The 18,445-nt window shown below is 70.5% G+C and carries 17 protein-coding genes and 1 pseudogene; 8 read left to right on the forward strand and 10 right to left on the reverse strand.

Annotated elements, in window-relative coordinates; all coding sequences use genetic code 11:
* The first annotated feature begins 37 nt into the window (after nt 1-37).
* The 3 genes from BCD48_RS49845 (at nt 38) to BCD48_RS30555 (ending at nt 3,868) form a co-directional block, all read left to right on the forward strand.
* Nucleotides 38-190 (forward strand): hypothetical protein, encoded by a 153-nt coding sequence (locus BCD48_RS49845; protein WP_349308061.1) that lies wholly within the window; start codon nt 38-40, stop codon nt 188-190.
* A 396-nt stretch (nt 191-586) separates the two neighbouring features.
* Nucleotides 587-1,858, forward strand: coding sequence for a YhgE/Pip domain-containing protein (locus tag BCD48_RS30550; protein ID WP_241842120.1), 1,272 nt, complete (start codon nt 587-589; stop codon nt 1,856-1,858).
* Nucleotides 1,859-2,503: 645 nt separating this feature from the next.
* Complete coding sequence (locus tag BCD48_RS30555) at nt 2,504-3,868, forward strand: low temperature requirement protein A (RefSeq protein WP_083419446.1); 1,365 nt, start codon at nt 2,504-2,506, stop codon at nt 3,866-3,868.
* A 66-nt stretch (nt 3,869-3,934) separates the two neighbouring features.
* On the opposite strand, the gene BCD48_RS30560 is transcribed toward BCD48_RS30555, so the two are convergent.
* Entirely contained in the window at nt 3,935-4,771 is an 837-nt protein-coding gene (locus tag BCD48_RS30560) for a TetR/AcrR family transcriptional regulator (RefSeq protein WP_241842121.1), read from the reverse strand.
* A 216-nt stretch (nt 4,772-4,987) separates the two neighbouring features.
* On the opposite strand from BCD48_RS30560, the gene BCD48_RS30565 reads away from it, so the two are divergent.
* The gene (locus tag BCD48_RS30565; RefSeq protein WP_071051852.1) at nt 4,988-6,178 is read left to right on the forward strand and encodes a cytochrome P450; all 1,191 of its coding nucleotides are present in this window, start codon (nt 4,988-4,990) and stop codon (nt 6,176-6,178) included.
* Between the two features lie 44 nt (nt 6,179-6,222).
* On the opposite strand, the gene BCD48_RS30570 is transcribed toward BCD48_RS30565, so the two are convergent.
* The gene (locus tag BCD48_RS30570) at nt 6,223-6,459 is read right to left on the reverse strand and encodes a VOC family protein (RefSeq protein ID WP_071051853.1); all 237 of its coding nucleotides are present in this window, start codon (nt 6,457-6,459) and stop codon (nt 6,223-6,225) included.
* A gap of 115 nt (nt 6,460-6,574) precedes the next feature.
* Nucleotides 6,575-7,165, reverse strand: a complete 591-nt coding sequence (locus BCD48_RS30575; protein ID WP_071051854.1) for a TetR/AcrR family transcriptional regulator — start codon at nt 7,163-7,165, stop codon at nt 6,575-6,577.
* Nucleotides 7,166-7,256: 91 nt separating this feature from the next.
* Between BCD48_RS30575 and BCD48_RS30580 the strand changes: the two genes are divergently transcribed.
* Nucleotides 7,257-8,789: an MFS transporter gene (locus BCD48_RS30580; protein ID WP_071051855.1), complete on the forward strand. Its 1,533-nt coding sequence runs from the start codon at nt 7,257-7,259 to the stop codon at nt 8,787-8,789.
* 103 nt (nt 8,790-8,892) lie between these two features.
* Here the strand turns inward: BCD48_RS30580 and BCD48_RS30585 are convergent, their stop codons facing one another.
* A complete protein-coding gene (locus BCD48_RS30585; RefSeq protein WP_071051856.1) occupies nt 8,893-10,131 on the reverse strand; it encodes a sensor domain-containing phosphodiesterase in 1,239 nt (412 codons plus the stop codon).
* Between the two features lie 264 nt (nt 10,132-10,395).
* Between BCD48_RS30585 and BCD48_RS30590 the strand changes: the two genes are divergently transcribed.
* On the forward strand, nt 10,396-10,980 hold the full coding sequence (locus tag BCD48_RS30590) for a dihydrofolate reductase family protein (protein WP_071051857.1): 585 nt from the start codon (nt 10,396-10,398) through the stop codon (nt 10,978-10,980).
* Between the two features lie 122 nt (nt 10,981-11,102).
* On the opposite strand, the gene BCD48_RS30595 is transcribed toward BCD48_RS30590, so the two are convergent.
* The 3 genes from BCD48_RS30595 to BCD48_RS51640 all read right to left on the reverse strand — a co-directional run bounded on the left by BCD48_RS30595 (nt 11,103) and on the right by BCD48_RS51640 (nt 14,478).
* On the reverse strand, nt 11,103-11,939 hold the full coding sequence (locus tag BCD48_RS30595) for an MBL fold metallo-hydrolase (protein ID WP_071051858.1): 837 nt from the start codon (nt 11,937-11,939) through the stop codon (nt 11,103-11,105).
* A gap of 291 nt (nt 11,940-12,230) precedes the next feature.
* Nucleotides 12,231-13,181, reverse strand: a complete 951-nt coding sequence (locus BCD48_RS30600; RefSeq protein WP_071051859.1) for a LysR family transcriptional regulator — start codon at nt 13,179-13,181, stop codon at nt 12,231-12,233.
* A gap of 247 nt (nt 13,182-13,428) precedes the next feature.
* Nucleotides 13,429-14,478, reverse strand: a complete 1,050-nt coding sequence (locus tag BCD48_RS51640; RefSeq protein ID WP_157910587.1) for a hypothetical protein — start codon at nt 14,476-14,478, stop codon at nt 13,429-13,431.
* Nucleotides 14,479-14,747: 269 nt separating this feature from the next.
* Here BCD48_RS51640 and BCD48_RS30605 point away from each other — a divergent pair, with 269 nt between their 5' ends.
* Together BCD48_RS30605 and BCD48_RS30610 are read left to right on the forward strand one after the other, a co-directional pair.
* Nucleotides 14,748-15,080 carry a PadR family transcriptional regulator gene (locus BCD48_RS30605; RefSeq protein ID WP_071051860.1) on the forward strand — a complete coding sequence of 111 codons (333 nt, stop codon included), beginning with the start codon at nt 14,748-14,750 and terminating at the stop codon, nt 15,078-15,080.
* Nucleotides 15,077-16,174, forward strand: coding sequence for a hypothetical protein (locus tag BCD48_RS30610; RefSeq protein WP_131804129.1), 1,098 nt, complete (start codon nt 15,077-15,079; stop codon nt 16,172-16,174). The genes BCD48_RS30605 and BCD48_RS30610 overlap by 4 nt, the downstream gene beginning before the upstream one ends.
* Nucleotides 16,175-16,369: 195 nt before the next feature.
* Here BCD48_RS30610 and BCD48_RS30615 read toward each other — a convergent pair whose 3' ends face one another.
* The 3 genes and pseudogenes from BCD48_RS30615 to BCD48_RS56000 form a co-directional block, all read right to left on the reverse strand.
* Nucleotides 16,370-17,131: a class I SAM-dependent DNA methyltransferase gene (locus tag BCD48_RS30615; RefSeq protein WP_071051862.1), complete on the reverse strand. Its 762-nt coding sequence runs from the start codon at nt 17,129-17,131 to the stop codon at nt 16,370-16,372.
* A gap of 20 nt (nt 17,132-17,151) precedes the next feature.
* Nucleotides 17,152-17,382, reverse strand: coding sequence for a hypothetical protein (locus BCD48_RS54245; protein ID WP_241842122.1), 231 nt, complete (start codon nt 17,380-17,382; stop codon nt 17,152-17,154).
* 71 nt (nt 17,383-17,453) lie between these two features.
* A pseudogene (locus BCD48_RS56000) lies at nt 17,454-18,434 on the reverse strand (aminoglycoside phosphotransferase family protein); the annotation flags it as partial.
* Nucleotides 18,435-18,445: the final 11 nt, after the last annotated feature.

An 18,445-nucleotide genomic window follows, 5' to 3' on the forward strand; every position in this document is an offset into this window, starting at 1 on the left:
AGGGCAGCTCGGCGAGGACCAGCGCGAGCAGGCCTCGGTGTGCCGCAGGCTCTGTGCTCGGCGCGTCAACAGCCTGCTCGCGCTCGGCTTCACCGACGACGACGTGGCGGGTGACGGCAGCGGCCGGCTCGTTGACGCGCTCGTCGCCCGGGGTTCCGCGGACCAGGTGTGGACCCGGAGTTCTGGATGAAGAGTGAAATACTTGTGGATCTGTCGCCGGCGTGCACCCGCCTTCGTCCAGCGCTCGTCAAGAACCCGGCTCTACGCTGACCCTTGTTCGAGGTTGAGAACAACAAACATCGAAGCTCGATGTTGGAGGGTCCGCATTGGTGACGGTGACTCACAGACGTTGCCCACCGGACTGGCGGCGGTATCGACCGGCACGGTGCTCGCAGCGCCCGCCGAGCACGCGAACACCCTTGTCCGCGCGTCCCGTGGTGGGCTGGCGGCCTTTGGTCGGCCCACAGACCGAGCGGCCCAGAGGGTCTGAGTGAAACGAGACGGCCTGTTGAGTCCGGAGAACGGGACACCGCGGGATGAATTTCCGGTCCGCGCGCGCGACCTTCTTCGGCAACGCCCGGTGTGGGTGCTGCCGCTAATCCTGGCCTCGGTCGTCGTCACGGCGATGACCGCGCTGTACCTCGGGTCAGCGGTAGACCCGCTGGCTCATGTGCGCGGCCTGCCGGTCGAGGTGGTGAACAGCGACCGCGGGGCCACGCTGGGAACAGAACACCTCGACATCGGCGGGCAGGTCGAGGCCGGCCTGCGGGCGAGCCCCGCGGTGTCCCACCGGCTGCGCCTGGAGCCCGTGACCCTGTCCGAGGCCGAACGAGCCATGAACCGCGGGCGTGCGTACGCGACCATCGTGATCCCGCCTGACTTCACCGCCTCGCTCCTGGCGGCGGCCGGTCTGCCGACGGCCGGGACGACGGGTGGCGGGGCAATCCAACTGCTGACCAACCCGCGCGCCGGCACGCTGGGCGCGAGCCTGGCCACCGGCATCCTGCAACCCGCTGTCGCCGCCGCCTCGCGGACGATCAGCGGCCAGCTCACGGCGGCCGCCGGTGCGGGGACCCGGGACGCCGCGACGACGGCGTTCCTGGCCCACCCGGTGACGGTCACGACCAGCCAGTTCCACCCCCCGCCGCAGAACAGCGCGCTGGGCCTGAGCGCCTTCTACCTGGCCCTGCTGACCCTCATGTGCGGGTTCCTGACCGGGACCATCCTGCACGCCACCGTGGACGCGGCGCTCGGCTACGGCACCTCCGAGGTCGGTCCCCGGTGGACCCAGCTCCAGCCGAAAGCGATCAGCCGGTGGCGGACCCTGCTGACGAAATGGGCGATGGCGGCGGTCCTGACCGCGGTGGTGACTGGTCTGATGCTCGTGGTGGCGGCCGGCGCTGTGGGCATGGACGCTCCGAATCCGCTGCTGTTGTGGCTTTACGCGTGGCTGTGCTCGGCCAGCGTCGCCGCCGGAACGATCGTGCTCTTCGCGGTGCTCGGCACCCCCGGGCAGCTGGTCGCCATCCTGCTGTTCGTCTACGCAGGCCTGGCCTCGGCCGGCGGGACCGTGCCCATCGAGGCACTACCCGACTTCTTCCGGCTGCTCAGCGAGGCCGAGCCGTTGCGGCAGATCCTCGCCGGCGACCGGGCCATCCTGTACTTCGATGCCCAGGCCGACGCGGGCCTGGCCCGTGGCCTCGTCGCGGCCGCGATCGGCCTGCTCTGCTGGCTCGCCGCGGGCACCCTGATCGTCCGCTGGTACGACCGCCGGGCCATGCACCGGATGACTCCGGAGCTCCTGGCACACGTCGACCGCGCCGTCCAGGACTACCGCGCCCAGGAACGGACCGAATGAGAGCACGGGGCCCGTCGTGGTGACCCTCAATACCGGCCCGGTTTGTTCGCTGTCATTGCCGCAGACTAGATCGGCGTACTTGATGGCCGGTTGAATGTTGTGGATCTGGCGCCGACGTGCGCTCTTTCCTCGTTCAGTGCTGTTCGGCCGGACCTGGGCCGGCGCGGGCTCGGCCATGCCGGACGGGGTCGGCGGGTTCGTCGAGAGCCCGAGGTTCTGTTCTACCCGTATCTGTCGGGCCGTCGGAACATGGAGCTGCTGGCCGGGCTGGACGGCGGGGTCGCTGGCGGGCCGCCGCGATCCTGCTGCGGTTGTGGGATGATCGGCTCGTGACGACGCGCGGCACCGTTCGGGAGTGGTCGAACGAGGCAGCTTCAGTAGCACCTCACGATCAACCGGGAGGACGACCCAGCCCCGACCTGACCACACGGCGCCCCCGATGAGACCGATCGCGTGCCGAAACAGCCGGCAAGCGAGCCGCCGCCGACCGCAAACGGACGTGATCAGTAGCCGGGCCGGGTTGGAAGATCCGATGAACAGCGGCCTATCTCGGCGGACCGATCCTCTGGCCCGCCCGCCGGCCGCGGGCGGATCGTTTCCCGGCGGCCGACGACGGTCGGTGACCGCAGTGGGAGGACTCCACCCGTGACCGCATCGGACCAGGCACCCACGCCCGCTGGCCCCGCCGGTGGCGACAGCCCGGACGTCCCGGCCCCGCCGGCCGGCCGGCGCCGGGCGCCGGTGAGGATGACGGGCCGGATCGTCCCGACCGACTCCACGCACCGGGTCACCACCCTCGAGCTCTTCTTCGACCTCGTCTTCGTCTTCGCCTTCACCCAGGTGACCGCGCTGGTCGCCGACGACCCGACAGCGCGCGGCGCCCTGCGCGGCCTGCTGCTCCTCGCGATCCTGTGGTTCGCCTGGATCAGCTACGCCTGGCTGGGCAATCAGGCGCGGGCAGACGAAGGTGTGCTGCGGGCGGCGTTGATCGCCGCCATGGTGGCGATGTCCGCGGCGTCGCTGGCGGTGCCGGAGGCGTGGAACGACCTGCCCGGCGGCCTTGACGCCCCGGTGGTGCTCGCGCTGGCGATCGTCGTCGTCCGCGTCGAGCATCTCCTGGTTTACGCGGTAGCGGCGCGTGGGGATGCCGTGCTGTTGCGCCAGATCGTGGTTGCGGCCGTGCCCGTCGCCGTGGCCGCGGTCCTGCTCGTCGTCGGCGCGTTCGCCGACGACGGGACTCGGACCTTGATCTGGCTCGCCGCGCTCGCCGTCGACTACGGCGGCATCTTCGTGACCGCGGGCGAGGGCTGGCGGGTGCATGCCCCGGGGCACTTCTCCGAGCGGCACGGGCTGATCGTGATCGTGGCACTGGGCGAGTCCGTCGTCGCCCTCGGCGCCGGCGCCGCGGCGTATCCGGTGAGCTGGGCCGTTCTCGCCACGATGGCGCTGGCGATCGCGGTGTCGGCGACGATGTGGTGGCTGTACTTCGACGTGGTCGCGCTCGTCGGTGAGCGGATCCTGCGCCGACGAACCGGCGCAGCCCGGACGGCGATGGCCCGCGACACCTACACCTACCTGCATTTCCTGTTGGTCCTCGGGATCCTGACGACCGCGCTCGGCATAAAGAAGGTGGCCGGCTATGTCGCGGACACGACCGACCATGACCTGACCGATCCGGTCAAGGGTCTCGCCGCCGTGACGCTCGGGCTGGGACCGGCGCTGTATCTCATTGGTGTCAGTTCCATCCGGTGGCGCAACGTCGGAAAGCCGAATCTGCCGAGGCTGGTCGTCGCTGTGCTGCTGCTCGCGATCATCCCCGCGCTGAGCCATCTGCCCGCGCTCGCCGCACTCGGGCTGGTCGCGGTGACGATGGCCGGCGTGACCGCGTTCGACGACATCCGCCTTGCCAAATCGCGGGACGTCATCCGCCACCATGATGGCCTCGCGCACCTCACCCCGGCGGACCTCGCCGAACCAGTCCCGCAACCCCGCCAGGAACCCAGCCGATAGGGGCCGACACCGGCACCATCACCACAGTGGCTGGAACCGGCGTCGAGGGGTATTCCGGTGTCGCCGTCACCGGGTTCCGGGGAGCTGGCTGGCCACGCCGTCGAGAAAGATGGCCATGCTGTGGTCGAAGACGTCGTCAGCCCCCGCGGAGACGTAGGTGCTCCCGGACGCGCGCAGGGCGGTGAACTGGTCGGCCGGTAGCCGGTCGAGCAGCTCGTCGAACCCGTCGGATCCCATCGCCCCACCCGGGCCCTGGCCGCGGTGGGCCCGCAGGATCACGGCGCTGGCCATGAGCTCCAGCATCGTGATGGTCGCGTAGCCCGCCTGTTCGGCGCTCAGCCCGGCCTCGAGGAACAGGCCGAGGGCCGCGTCGACGACGCGCAGCATGTTCGGCCCGTAGCCCGATCTGCTCCGCGCCGAGGGCGGCAACGGCTGGTCGAGACTGATCCGGCGGAAGTCGCGCATCAACGCCTCGACGTCGGCCCGCCAGCCTCGGCCGGTGCGGTCGAGCCGGATGTCGCCCATGACGTGGTCGGCGATCAGCGCGATCAGCTCGTCGCGGCTGGCGATGTGCCGGTAGAGCGAGGCGATGGTGGTGTCGAGCCGCTCGGCGACGCAGCGCAGGGTCAACGCGTCGAACCCGCCCTCCCGCAGGACGTCCAGCGCCGCCTCGACGATGCGGTCCGAGGACAGCCCTCCCGGACGCGGGCGTCGCCTGCTCGCGGATGCCGCCCGCTGGGCCCACCAGCGGGCCGATCCCGCCTCGGGCGGTGCGATCCCGCGTCGGGGGGCTGCCGGCCCAGGGGTGGAAGAACCGATGTCGCACGCGTGTGTGCTGGCCTCGCGCTCAGGCGCGTCGAGCCGGGTGTCGCCGCCGGTCTCCGCGAGTGATCGCCGCTCCATTCCACTATTCAAACCCATCTTGACGGTGCGCGATCGGCGATCGCATACTCCATCCACGGAAGGCGATCGTCGATCGCATCTTGGGTGAGGTGTGCGGTCCTGGACGCGGTCTCGCGACCGCCGACCGGGAGTCGTGCCCGTGTCGAGCGGCGGTGTCTCACCGCTGCCTCGCCATCTCCGCCGTGCTGTGACCACCGCGAGCGAAGGAAGGCCAGCGTGACCGAGGATCTGTACTGGGATCCGTACGACAAGGCGATCGACCTGGATCCGCACCCGCTGTGGCGGCGGATGCGCGACGAGCGGCCCGTCTACCGGAACGACAAGTTCGACTTCTACGCGTTAGCGCGGTTCGAGGACGTCGACGGCGCCCACCTGGACCCGGCCACCTACAGTTCCCGCTACGGCACCGTGCTGGAGGTCATGACCCCGGAGCCCTGGGACACCGGGCAGATGATCTTCATGGATCCGCCGGCCCACACGACCCTGCGGGTGCTGGTCTCCCGGGCCTTCACCCCGCGCCGAGTCGGCGGCCTGGAAGGTGTCATCCGCGAGACCTGCGCGGAGCTGCTCGATCCTCGGGTCGGCGGCGATGGGTTCGACTACGTGCAGGACTTCGCCGCGCAGCTGCCTTCCATCGTCATCTCCCGGCTCATCGGGGTCGACCCGCGGGACCGCGAAGAGGTCCGTCACATGATCGACGGGACCTTCTACCACGACGAGACCGCCGGGATGGCCAACGAGATCGCCGTCGCCGCCGCCAGGAAGCTGCACGAGTACTTCACCGAGCAGATCGAGGCCCGGCGTGCCGCACCTCGCGACGACCTGATGACCGCCCTCGTCCAGGCCGAGGTCCGCGCCGCCGACGGCGGCACCCGGCGGCTGTCCACGCGGGAGGCCGCCGACTTCACCGTCCTGCTCACCGCGGCTGGCACAGAGACCGTCGCCCGCCTCCTCGGCTGGGCCGCCGACATCCTCGCTGCCCACCCTGACCAGCGGGCCGAGCTGGCCGCCGACCCGTCCCTCGTCCGGAACGCGGTCGAGGAGACGCTGCGCTACGAGGCGCCCTCGCCCGTCCAGGGCCGGGTCACCACCCGCGACGTCGAACTGCACGGGATCACGATCCCGGCCAAGTCCAAGATCCTTCTGCTGACCGGCTCGGCCAACCGCGATGACCGCGAGTACGACAGCCCCGACGTCTACGACATCCACCGCCGCGTCGACAGCCACGTCTCCCTCGGCCACGGCATCCACTTCTGCCTCGGCGCCGGGCTCGCCCGCCTGGAGAGCCGGGTAGCGATCGAGGAGACCCTGAGGCGTTTCCCGACCTGGGAGGTCGACCACGAGAACGCCGTGCGCCTGCACACCAGCACGGTCCGCGGCTACGAGAAGCTCCCCATCGTGACCTGAGCCCGCGTAGAGGTCAGGCCACGTCCGGTCACCGGTGGGGTCGGCTAGCCCGCCACCAGGGGGCGAGGTTCGTGGATGTCCCGCAGTTCCGGGTCGGTGATGAGGGTTAGCTCGCCCCGCATGCCGTCCGGGTCACGGAACCAGAAGCTGTGGAACGCGCCGAGGTCCTCGACCGTGCCGTCGCTCATTCCGCGCGCGACGAGGCGGTCGCGGGCGGCGCGGAAGGCCTCCGGCGACGCGGCGGTGAGCGCGAGGTGATCCAGGTGCCCGCGGTCGAACATGGCGGGGACCGCGGCGCCGTGTGGGTTGCCGGTGACCTCGACGGGATGCAGCCCCCTCTGACTGATCTTTGACTTGCTGGAGCAGGCCGCGGGGCGAACGTTCGTTGAAGCGGCACTAGATCCCCTCGCGCACCATGCGGAGGACCTCGGCGAGGCCGACCTCTCGCTCGGCGGGTGAGGCAGCGCTCAGCGGGCCGTCGAGGACGAGCATGGCGAAGCCGTGCACCGCCGACCAGGCCCCGATCTCGGCGTTCTGGCGCCGGGCAGGGGTGATCGCCCCGGTGGCGACGAGCTCGTCGAGGCGTTCCGAGAGCTGGACGTAGGGATGGCGGACGTCATCGTCCGGGGTGATGCTGCCAAGCGACCAGATGCAGACCATGCGGAACAGCCCGGGGCGCGTCGTGGCGAACTCGACGTAGGCCCGCCCCGATGCCTCGAGCCGGGCCATCGCGGCCTCCATGCTGTCGCCGGTGGCCGCCTCGGTGACCCGGTCGGCCACCAGCCGGCCGAACTCGGTCATGGCCCTCGCGGACACGGCGCGCAGCAGGGCGTCGCGGTCGGCGAAGTGCCGGTACGCGGCGTTGTGCGAGACGCCTACCCGGCGCGCGGCCTCGCGCAGCACGACCGCGTCGGGGCCGTGCTCGGCGGCGAGCTCCGCGGCGGCGGCGATGAGCGCCTCGCGCAGGTTCCCGTGGTGGTAAGGCATCACCTAGATGTTGACACAGGTAACTTCCTTGGTCCACCATGCCGGAAGTACCCACTGTCAACATTGAGGCTGTCGACACTAAGGATCTGGGATGGCGAGCAACCGATACGCCGTACTGACGGTCGCGTGTCTCGCAACCTTCGCGATCAATCTCGACACCAACCTCGTGAACGTCGCGCTGCCGTCCCTGACCCGAGAGATCGGCGCCAGCACGCGGGACCTGCAGTGGGTCGTCGACGCCTACAACCTCGCCTTCGCCGCGCTGGTGCTGGGCGCTGGCAGCCTTGGTGACCGGTTCGGGCGGCGCCCCGCGCTGATCATCGGCCTGCTCGGCTTCGGCGCCGCCAGCGGCCTCGGCGCGTTGTGTACCGGGTCCGGGCAGCTCACCGCCGCGCGGGCGGTGATGGGCGTGTTCGCGGCGTTGATCTTCCCGACCACGCTGTCGATCATCACCAACGCCTTCCCCGTCCGGCGCGAGCGGGCCAAGGCCATCGGGATCTGGGGCGCCGTCACCGGCGTCGCCGTCGCCACCGGCCCCGTCATCGGCGGCCTGCTGCTCGAGAACTTCTGGTGGGGCAGCGTGTTCGTCGCGCTCGTACCCGTCGCGATCGTCACCGCGGGGCTCGCGGTCTGGCTGGTTCCCGAGTCGCGCGACCCGGCGGCTCCCGGCATCGACGTGCCCGGCGTGCTCGCCGGCTCCGCGACGATCGGCCTGCTCGTCTACACGATCATCGAAGCGCCGCACCGGGGCTGGCATGCCCCGCTCACGATCGCCGGCTTCGCCGCGACCGCCGTGCTCGCCGCCGTGTTCGTGATGATCGAGCGCCGCGTGGCGCACCCGATGCTCGACGTGTCGGTGTTCGCCACCCGGGCGTTCACCGCCGCGAGCATGTCGGTCACGGTGGCTTTCTTCGCCCTGTTCGGCTTCATCTTCCTGGTGACGCAGTACTTCCAGTTCGTGCGCGGTTATGGCCCGCTGTCCACGGGTGTGCGCATCCTGCCGGTCGCGGGCACCATCGCCGCCGGCTCCGCGGCCGGACCGGTGCTGGTGGCCCGGTTCGGCACCCGCCCCGTCGTGATGACCGGGCTCACCCTGCTCGGCGGCTCGTTCGCCTGGATCGCCGCGTCGCCGCTGGATGTGAGCTACCTGCTGATCGTCGGACAGATGGTGCTGATGGGCCTCGGTCTCGGCCTCACCCAGGTCCCGGCCACCGAGTCCATCCTCTCCGTCCTCCCACCCGCGAAGGCCGGCGTCGGTTCGGCGATCAACGACGCCACCCGGGAAGCGGGCGGCACCCTCGGCGTGGCCGTGGTGGGTAGCGTCTACACCTCGATCTTCGTCAGCCACCTCAGCGACTCCAGCCTCGCGCAGCTGCCCGCCGGGCTCCTCGCCCAGGCGACCTCGTCGGTGGGCGCGGCCCTTGACGTGGCCACGCGGGCCGGCGGCGGGCCGCTCGTCGACGCCGTCCACAGCTCGTTCCTGTCGGCGTTCCACATCGGGTGCATCGTCGGCGCCGCCGTCTGCTGGGCCGGTGCCCTCGCGGCGTCCGCCCTGCCGGGACGGCCGCGGCCGCTGCCGCTGGTCGCTGAGCCGGAGGCGACGCCCAGCTCCGTGCCCGCGTGACCGGCAGTTCCCGCGTGACCGGCGCCGTCCACGCGACGGCGCCGTTCGCGTGACGGCGCCGTCCGCGTCACCGGGTCCTGACAGAACAGTCCCTGCCGGGCTGTCAGCTCTGGCCGGCGGACACGAGGGCCGGCCGGGTCACCAGGCAGGCGGTGTCGAGGTCGGCGGTGGGGCGGCCGAGGAAGAATCCCTGGCCGTAGTCGATGCCGGCGGTGCGTGCGGCGGTGAGATCGGCGGCGGATTCGATGCCTTCCGCGACGACCTGCGCGCCGATGCCATGGGCGATTCTGGCGAGGCCTTCGGCGACGGCCCAGTGGGCGGGATCGGTGGCCATGCCGCGGACGATGTACCGGTCGATTTTGATCACGTCTGGGCGTAGCTGGAGCAGGAGCTGGAGGCCCGAGTAGCAGGTGCCCATGTCGTCGATGACGATGTGCACCCCATGACCCCGCAGGATGGCGAGGGCGGCGAGCAGGTCGTGGTTCTCGTCGACGTACTCATGTTCTGTGATCTCCAGGGCGAGGCGCCTCGGGGCGCCGGTGGAGAGGAGGACGTCGATCAGCCCACTGGTCACGGTCGTGGGCGAGGCGTTCACCTCCAGCCGCACGTAGGGAGGGAGATCCGGGAGCAAAGCCAGGGCGCGGTGCACGGCGGTCGTCTCCAGCTCGGGGCCGAGACCGACCGCCGCGGCGTCGGCGAACAGCGATCCCGGGCGGGTGGAGTCCGGGAACCGGGACAGTGCCTCCACCGCGACGGCCTGGCCGGAGTGCAGGTCGACGATGGGCTGAAGGTGGATCTGCGGGCCGCCGCCGTCGATCAGGTCATGGACGCGGCGCCACATCCGGCTGCGCGCCTCCCACATGCCGTGCAGGTCGCTCACATACTCGGTGAGGAAATCCGCCAGGAGGCCCAGGAACCGGATGTCGCGGGGCCCGAGGAAGGGCAGCGGCTCCCGGCTCAGGCACCCGACCGCACCGTAGACGGCCCCATCGGCGTCGAATACCGGCATCGCCGCGTATGCGCCGATGCCGAGTTCGAGGACAGAGGCGGCGTTGGCCGTCCGCGGGTCGCGGTGGGTGTCCGGGATCAGCGACGGCAGCTCGCCGGTCAGGACACGGCCGAACAGCCCCTGTTCGCGGCGCATGCTGCACCCCGGCGCCAGCCCGAACATGCGGGCGTTGCCGCTGGCCTCCTGCATGATGAGCAGGTTCCCGTCGAGCCGGCCGAGACCGGCCAAATCCATCCGCATCCGCCGCCGCAGCAGCTCGAGCAGGTCTATGACGGCCGCGCTCGGTTCACGAACCTCGGTGTGCGGTCCCAGACAGGTCGGGCAGCTCGACATCCGTCTCCCCTCGATGCCAGAACTACCCGACCACGCAATCCCCACACACGGCCACGCTGAGTGAGCGCTGACCGGTCGTGCTGGCGGCATCCGCTGTGCCCTGGCCAAGCGTCCGCGGGGCGATGCGTCCGCGGGTGACGCGTCCGCGGGGTCGACCAGGACCTCGACCGCGTCCGCGGCGTGTCGAGATCGTGAGGTTGGCTCCGACCAGAGGATGGGACGGCCGCGGCGGGCGGCCGGAGTCGATCCAGAATGGAGACGCGGATGAGGATTCGGGCGCGGTTGGCGATCAGTGTCGACGGATTCGTGACGACGCCGACCGGGTGGCCGGCGCACACGGCCGACCCGGCGTTCGTCAGCGGGGAAAGCCACGGGATCAGGGAGTTCCTCGTCGGCTGCGAGGCGGCGCTGATGGGGCGGACGACCTTCGAGCCGGCGCTGAGCAACGACCGGTGGCCCTGGCCGGGCCTCGACGTCTTCGTACTCGGCTCGCAGCTACCGCCCGGCACGCCCAGCGATGTCGTCGCCGACAGCGACCCGGCGCGGCTGCTCGAGCGGATCCGGGCGACGAACCGCGGCGGGGACGTCCACCTCATCGGCGGACCGCGCACGATCAATGCGTTCCGCGTCCTCGGCGCGCTCGACACGCTGGAACTGGTCGTTGTCCCGCTGCTGTTCGGAGCCGGTCTCCGACTCACTCCGGCGCTCTCGCCCGACGCCGGGCTGACGTTCGAGAGCACCAGGCCCCTGCCCGGCGGTTCGGTCGAGATCGTCTATTCATGCCACGCCGACCGCGCCACGCTCCCCCCGCGGCCGGCCAGCCAGACCTCGCCGATGACCGGGGCCTGAGCCCGGCGACGGGGAGCATGGGCGGGGGGCCACCGTGGCCGCGGCGATCAGGGCGACCGCGGCGGTCAGCGACCGCCGCCGGCCGCCGGTCGCGTGCTCCGCGTTCATCGGCTGGCCCCTCATCAACGAACCCCTCCCGAGGGACGAACATCGAAGGTGCGGCCGGGGGCGGCGAGGTGGACCGGTCCCCGGAAGGCGCGCTCGGCGTCCGCCTTGCGCGCTTTCAGCCAGGTCTCGTCGGCGGTGACGAAGTGGGTCAGAACGAGCTGCCGCACGTCGGCGGCGGCGGCCACGTCGCCTGCCTCGGCCGCGCAGAGGTGGCCGTGCGAGGTCACGTCGGGCTCCTCGAGGGTCGCCTCGGACAGGAGCAGATCGACGTTCTGGGCGAGCGGGACGAGATCGGGCGTGTAGGCGGTGTCCCCGGTGAAGGCGAACGATCCTTCCGGGCTCTCGATGCGCGTCCCGCAGTTGGGCAGTGAGTGGTTCAACCCGTGCATGCTGATCGCGCAGTCGCCGACGGTGAACGCGTCGGCCGGCTCGTACTCGTGGACCACGAACGCGACATCGAAAGACCGGTCCAGCATGGGAAACGACGGGACCGGGAAGGCCGAGGCGAGGATATCGAGCCTGGCCCGGCCGCCTTTCGGCACGTACAGCGGAACCGGAGGCCACTCGACCTGCGCCGCGCCGCGCAGGGTGGGAAGAAGTCTCGGGTCGCGGAGGCGGCCGGAAAGCAACGTCTTGCCCAGGGTCAGCAGGTCGTAGCAGTGATCCGCGTGAAGATGGCTGATTATGATCGCGTCCAGCTCGCTCGGGTGCGTGAGCGCGCTGAGCGCAGTGGCCGCGCCGGGGCCGCAGTCCAGCAGGAGCTTGGTCCTCCCCGTCGAGACGAGGTAACCGGAGCTGGCCTGGCCGTCCGCGGGCATTCCCTGACGGCAGCCCAAAACGGTCAACCGCATGTGTGGTCCCATTTCTCCCGATCGGGTTCAAGCCGACCTCGGCCGGTCGGTTCCGGGGAAATGGTGTCAGCGGGGAAACCGGCCTTCAATCACAGATCGACGATCGGTCGATCGCGAACCAGATTTCGAGTTGTTAACCTCCGCGCCGTCGGTTCGACGAACCTGGTCGCGACGATGTGCGACGGTTGGACGGCCACGCACGAACTGGCGGCCCACGGTTGACGCGGCCGAGGTGTTCGGTCGAGCCCGAGCCGGACCGGTGCCGGCGCCCGAAGGCGAGCGCCGCTCGCGCTACTCGCCTTCGGGCGCCGGGGCGAAGGCGTGCCCTTCCCGTTCACCGAGCGGCGAGGGGAACGGCGCCACCGCGGCCAGGCTGGCGAGGAAGGCACCGACGGCCGGCCGCGAATCCTGGCGCCAGATGGCTCGCACGTCGACCCGGGGGACCGGGTTGACGATCGGCATCGCGACCAGGTCGTCGGTGGGCCGCCGGGGCCGGGTATCCGAGACGAAGGCGACCGCCTGCAGCGTCTCCACCATCATCGCCGTCGCCCCGCTGTCCTCGACCTCGGCCGCGACCGTCAGGGAGATTCCGCGGCGCTCGGCCGCCGCGAACACGGTGTCGTGCATGGCGGGGCTGCGTTCCCGGCGCAGGAGCACGATCGGCTGGTCGGCGAGCTCGCCGAAGTCGACCTGCTCGCGGTCGGCCCAGGGATGGTGACGGGACACCATTGCGACGAGCGAGGCGGTCGAGACCCGCTGGGCCAGCAGCGGCCTGGGCGGCGTGGCGGCGTAGATGAGCGCTATGTCGATCTTGCCGTCGGACACGGCCGTGAGCTGCGGGCCGCTCAGGCCTTCCCACAGGATCGTCGACAACTCCGGATAGTCCTTGTTGAGCCGCCGGAGGGTCGGCCGGAGGACCTGCTGGCCGGCGGCGAAGTTGAAGCCGATCGTGATCTTGCCCAGCCGGCCGGACGCGGCCTCGCGCGCCGCGTCCACGGCCTTCTGCGCGTGTTCCAGTACCTGCTCGGCCTCGACGCGGAATGCCTCCCCGGCCGGCGTGAGGCGCACCGAGTGCGAGGTCCTGGCCAGCAACATCACGCCGAGCTGGCGCTCGAGGCGCTGCAGCTGCTGGCTCAGCGTGGGCTGGCCGATGAACAGCTTGGCGGCGGCCCGCCCGAAGTGCCTTTCGTCCGCGACCGCCAGGAAGTACATCAGCTGCTTGAGCTCCAGCCGGGTGTCCATCGCGCCTCCCCGGGCCACTGTAGGCGGGCCGCGGCAACAGCGGATGAATCGGACGTGGAGGCGGGCTGGCCGCCTGGCGCGCCGGGTGGCTCACCCCGTTGGATGACGCCCGGCACACGGTGACGCCGCGGTCGGGCCACCTCCTCCTGAGACGAGAGGGCCGGGGCATGGGCGGAGCCCCATTCGTCCTCCAGGCGTCGATGCCGGTGCGTGCTGGCCGGCCGCGGGCGGCCAATCGGCGAACGACCTACCCGGAGGAATTCTGCGAAACAAGATCTTCCTCGAATTCTTTTTCGGTTACCCAGGCCCCGTTTTTCACGAGGTAAGAATCTCTGTTCTTTGCCGCCGAAGTGCCACTTACCTCGTGCACCCCGAGAGTGAAGTTCTCCGGCTTCCCGTCTACGAAGTAGCTGATAGAGCCACTCCATTTGACGTACTGATCCGTGGTGGCCGAGATGAGGAGGGACAGGGTGTCGCCCTTGCTGAGATTCAATTGAAGTGACGGCGAGGTGGATATCTCTCCCCCGTCGGAGTTGCTTCTCGTGTATTCTGTGGTGGGAGGGTTCGCGTCCAGATTTATTCTCAATACGACTGGAAATATGGCCCCGCCGCTGCAGACGACCTCTGAACCGTCCAGTGGTGGTTGCCGGGAGATCAGATTGACATTCGTTCGGCCAAAATTGACGACGACATCGTCCAGTACTTGAATGTTAACGTATTCGACATTGGAGATCGCATCGACAGCCGAAGGTGCGTGGACCGTCTCTTCTGAGTCGCAAATCGATGTCGGAAGGGAGGGTCGCGATCCTGCGGGAATCGGCGTTCGGGTAATAAGAATACCTGAGCTGCCGCGCGCGTGGGTCAGTTTGACCGGAGATATCTGAGCGGTTCCCGTTGGCTGCGGACTTTCGGATTGGCCACCGGCAAAGCGCAGAGCAATGAGCGCGAAGATGCCCGAAATGACCGCGCCGGCAATGGCCGCAATAATTTGCTCGGACCGAGACAGTCGACGGATAAAGCCCCCGCCGGACGGAGCGCCTCCCCCGGAAGGGCCGTCTCCGCTGTCGCCAGGCGGAGCGCCTCCGCCGGAAGGGCCGTCTCCGCCGGAAGGGCCGTCTCCGCTGTCGCCGGGCGGAGTGCCTCCGCCGGAAGGGCCGCCACCGCTCATCGCATCCCCGTTCTGAGCATCGCTGGCACAAACATATTCGGAGCTGCGTCGGCGGATGGCAGTTAACCAATATTTCTGATGTGGTGGCTCGCCGGAGAGCGTCGCGTGCCGGCGTCGCGCAGCCGCCACGTGGCGTTGACGTGAGCCATGTCTCGAGGTGTGGGTCCGGACTACCAGGACGGCGTCAGTGCGCGTCATCGCCGGCCTCCTGCGCGACGGCGCCCAGACCGGCGGTCCTGGAGATCCGCCCGCGTGGGCTCGCGTGGTGATTCTCGAAGCCGAGGCCTGACGGCCGGGGCGCTGTTCTCGCGCAGAAGGCCGACGGGCTCCCGTCGAACCCCTGCCTTGCCTAATATCCTGTAATCCGATATATATCGGGCATGGTAACCGGACGGACCATGACCGAACCCGCGTTCTTCATCCTGACCGCGCTGGTGGGTGCGCCGTGTCACGGCTACGGCATCGTCGCCGAGGTCCGCGAGCTCTCCCAGGGCAGGGTGCATCTCAAGGTCGGAACGCTCTACGGGGTGCTGGATCGCCTCGTCGCCGACGGCCTGGTCGGGCTGGATCGGGAAGAGATCCAACAGGGCAGGCTGCGTCGGTACTACCGGCTTACCGAGCAGGGAGCCGATGCCCTGGCCGCGGAGGTGGCGCGCCAGACCGCCAACGCCGACGTCGCCTCGCGGCGGCTGCGCGCGCTGCGCGCCGCGAGCGCCGGCGGTTCCGCGTGAACATGCTCGAACAGCGTTACCGCGCCGTCCTGAGGCTCCTGCCCCGTGCCTACCGGCAGGCGTGGGAGGACGACATGGTGGACACCTTCCTATCCGGTGTGCCGGAGTCCGACGATCCCGAGTTCGCCGAGATCGCGCGGCCGAGCTGGCCCGAGATCGCCAGTGTGGTCGCCCTGGCCGTGCGCCTGCGTCTCGACGCGGTCCGTTCCCACCTGGGCGGGGCGGGCGCCTCGCCCAGGGATCTGGTCTGGGGGGACGCGGTCCGGCTGATCGCTCTCGCCGGGCTGCTCGTCCACTCGGTGGCGGCGACGCTCGCCGTGGCGAACATGCTGTGGCTGAATGGGCGAATCCCCGGGCTCGCACCGCCCGATTTCGCCGTCGCGTTCGGTTTCCATACCGGCTGGCGCGACCTGTGGACCAGCGGGTTCGTCTGGATACCGGCCTTCGTCGCTCTCCTGCTCGGGTATCGACGGGTGGCTCAAGGCCTGGCCGTGGTCGCCGTCGTGCCCGCGCTGCTGAACGCCGTCGCGAACGTCTCGGCACTCATCGACAGCTCGCCGCCGGTCGCCGTCCAGGTAAGCGGGCTCGCCGCAGAGGTGCTGCTCAACACCGCGTCTGTGTTTGCCGTGCTCGCCGGTTTTCATCGCGACGCCCCGCTGGTCCGGCGCCCCGCGTGGTGGCTGGCCGCCTATGCGGCCCTCTTTGCCGGCATTCTTGGTGTGGAGGTCACCAGCTTCCATGGCGGGCTCCCGCTCGACGATTCCTTCATCTACACCCTTCCGTTCCTGACTGCCGCCGTTGTCTGCCTCGGCGGCCACGCTCGCCGGTCGGCGAGCGAGGGCCCACCCTGGGCGCTGGCCCTCGCGATACTAGCTCCGGTGATGCTGGCTACCCAGACGACGACCGTGCTCGAAAACGACCTCCTGCCGCTCGGCACGACCCGCTCCACGCTGATGGCCCTGGCCCTGGCAAAGATCGTGGCCATTCTCCTCGTCACCGGGCCACTCGCGTTTCTCGCGGTGCGCTCACTGCGTCGACGGCCACCGGCGCCCGCGGCGCCCGCCGTGCCGTCAGGACCGCCTGCGGCCCGATGACCGGAACCCGATGACGGAGACTGAGCGCATGGCGTCGGCCCGGGTCCGGCCATGGCCTGTGGGGTGGATCTCGGCTTCCTAGGCGCCATAACCGATGAATGGATGGCTGCGGCCGGGGGCGCGGTTCTGTTCGGAGCCGGGACTCCGACGATCCCACCCGATCCGCGTGGTGTGGTTATCGCGTGCCGCTGGCGGTCAGGCGGTCGCCACGAACGTCCAGACATGGGAGTCCGGTGTGGGCGACAGCCCGGCCTGGTAGTCGGCGTGCACGGTGACGGCGGTGAAGCCGGCCTCCCGGAGCAGGGCGGCGAACCCGTCCAGGTCGTACCGCTGGAGGCTGAAGTTCTGCAGCTCGGTCTCGACCAGCCGGCCGTCGCGCCAGCGCTCGTAGCGCAGCCAGCTGCTCACGACGCCTTCCTCCGGCTGCGCCGGGGGAAGGGAGCTGAGCGTCAGCATCTCGTCGCCGAGCCACCAGTGCCGCAACGGCCCAGGGCTGGTGGACTGTTCGAGCGGCTCGACGTCGACGATCAGCCGCCCGCCCGGCCGCAGGCTTTCCCGGAGGTTGCGCAAGGCCTGGGCGGCGCGCTCACGGCCGGTCACCAATGCGAACGACCCGGTCGGGATCACGACCGCGGCAAAGGCGGCCGGTTCCTGAAAGGTCACCAGGTCGGCCTCGAACAACACGGGGTCCAGCCCGTGGGCGGCGCAGTTGTCGCGGCAGATCGTGAGCATGGCGGGCGAGGGGTCGAACCCGCGTACCCGGAATCCCGCCTGCAGCAGGGGAATGAGTATCCGGCCGGTCCCGACCGCCGGTTCCAGGATTTCGCCGGAAGTCCCGGCCAGCAGGTCCCGGTAGAACTCGACATCGCCAGAGGACGTCCCGACGGGCTTGTCGAGCTGGTAGACCAGCGAACAGAGCGGACCGTAGTCCGAGGAAGTCCTGGACGACCTGTCCACCCGCTCCGGTTCTCCCGTCGTCATGCTTCGGCGGCGGCGCTGGTGGCGGCGGCGCTGGTGGTGGCGACGGCGGAGGCCTCGCGCAGCGCGGCACGGACGGTCGCGGCCGGGTCACCGGCGTGGTAGATGCGCTCGCTGGGCTCGATGTTGTCCAGGAACTCCTGGTACCTGACCGCGTAGGAGAGCTGGCCGAGGGGCGCGGCGACGGCCAGCGCGCGGGCCGGGTCGCTGCCGGGCATGCGGTCTTCCACGCCGTCACCCACGTGTCGGCGGCGTACGCCGCCGACACGTGGTCGGTCAGGAAGTCGCGGAGACGCAGGCCGTCGAGGACCGGATTGCCCACATGACTGTCGGCGAAGTCGAGGATCGTCGTGCGCCGCCCGTCCGATCTCCAGTTCCCCGGGTGCAGGTCGCCGTGGACGAGGGTGTCCGGCAGCCCGCAGGCGGCCAGCTCCGCCATCAGGCCGGGCAGGCGTCCGGCGAGGTCGCGGGCGGCGGTGAGATCGTCCGGGCCGAGCTCGCCGCCCGTCTCACCGTCGAGCAGCTTCGCGACCTGCTCGACCAGCGTGGGCATGGTCCGGTCCGGCAGGCCGCGGGGCAGCGCCGCGGGGTCGCGGGCCAGCACCGCCTGGGCGGCCACCAGCTGGCCGACGGCCGCGCGGATGGCGGCCGGTGACGCCTCCCACCTGTCGGTGCCGGGCGCGTGTTCCAGCAGCATGCGGCCGGCGGCGGGGTCCGCCGCGATCACGCGCGGTACCAGCTCGGGGTCCACCCGTCCGAAGGCGCCGATCACGGCGGCCTCCGGGGCGGCGAACGGGGGAGTGGTCTTCAGCCAGGCCGGCCCCCGCGCGGTCGGGAACCGGAACAGCCCCGCCAGGTTCCAGGTCTTGACCTGCTCCGCCGGCCCGCCCGCCGGTCGGCCAGCGGTAGCCAGCGCCACCCGCGCCCGGTCCAGGATCTCGGCGAGGCCGTCGGGCGTCGCCCAGCTCGCCCGCGACGCGACGTGCCCGGCCAGCTCGTCCTGGTCGCCTGGCTGGTCGCCGGGCCAGGGCGTGAGCCGCCGGGTATTCGGCCGGCCGAAGGCTTCGACGTGGTAGCGGACATGTCCATGGCGGGCACCGTCACCGCCGTCGACGCCTGGCAGGCGCAGCACCAGCACCGGCGCGCCGAGCTCCTGGCGCAGCCGGGCGACGACCGGTTCGACGTCGGCCCACCACGGGGTGTCCGCCGGAAAGGGACCGCAGGTCCCGAGGCAGTCGTCGCCCGCGGTCACCACCGCGCTGAACGTCCGGCCTCGCGTCACCTGGCCAGTGT

This window comes from Pseudofrankia coriaricola (genome assembly GCF_001854805.1).
GTDB lineage: Bacteria > Actinomycetota > Actinomycetes > Frankiales > Frankiaceae > Pseudofrankia.

What these genes read in the sequence shown, in the direction of transcription:
- BCD48_RS30560 (WP_241842121.1), bottom strand. Translation starts at nt 4,771, where the DNA reads ATGGAGCGGCGATCACTCGCGGAGACCGGCGGCGACACCCGGCTCGAC.
- BCD48_RS30570 (WP_071051853.1), bottom strand. Translation starts at nt 6,459, where the DNA reads ATGTTCGACCGCGGGCACCTGGATCACCTCGCGCTCACCGCCGCGTCG.
- BCD48_RS30575 (WP_071051854.1), bottom strand. Translation starts at nt 7,165, where the DNA reads ATGCCTTACCACCACGGGAACCTGCGCGAGGCGCTCATCGCCGCCGCC.
- BCD48_RS30580 (WP_071051855.1), top strand. Translation starts at nt 7,257, where the DNA reads ATGGCGAGCAACCGATACGCCGTACTGACGGTCGCGTGTCTCGCAACC.
- BCD48_RS30585 (WP_071051856.1), bottom strand. Translation starts at nt 10,131, where the DNA reads ATGTCGAGCTGCCCGACCTGTCTGGGACCGCACACCGAGGTTCGTGAA.
- BCD48_RS30590 (WP_071051857.1), top strand. Translation starts at nt 10,396, where the DNA reads ATGAGGATTCGGGCGCGGTTGGCGATCAGTGTCGACGGATTCGTGACG.
- BCD48_RS30595 (WP_071051858.1), bottom strand. Translation starts at nt 11,939, where the DNA reads ATGCGGTTGACCGTTTTGGGCTGCCGTCAGGGAATGCCCGCGGACGGC.
- BCD48_RS30600 (WP_071051859.1), bottom strand. Translation starts at nt 13,181, where the DNA reads ATGGACACCCGGCTGGAGCTCAAGCAGCTGATGTACTTCCTGGCGGTC.
- BCD48_RS30605 (WP_071051860.1), top strand. Translation starts at nt 14,748, where the DNA reads ATGACCGAACCCGCGTTCTTCATCCTGACCGCGCTGGTGGGTGCGCCG.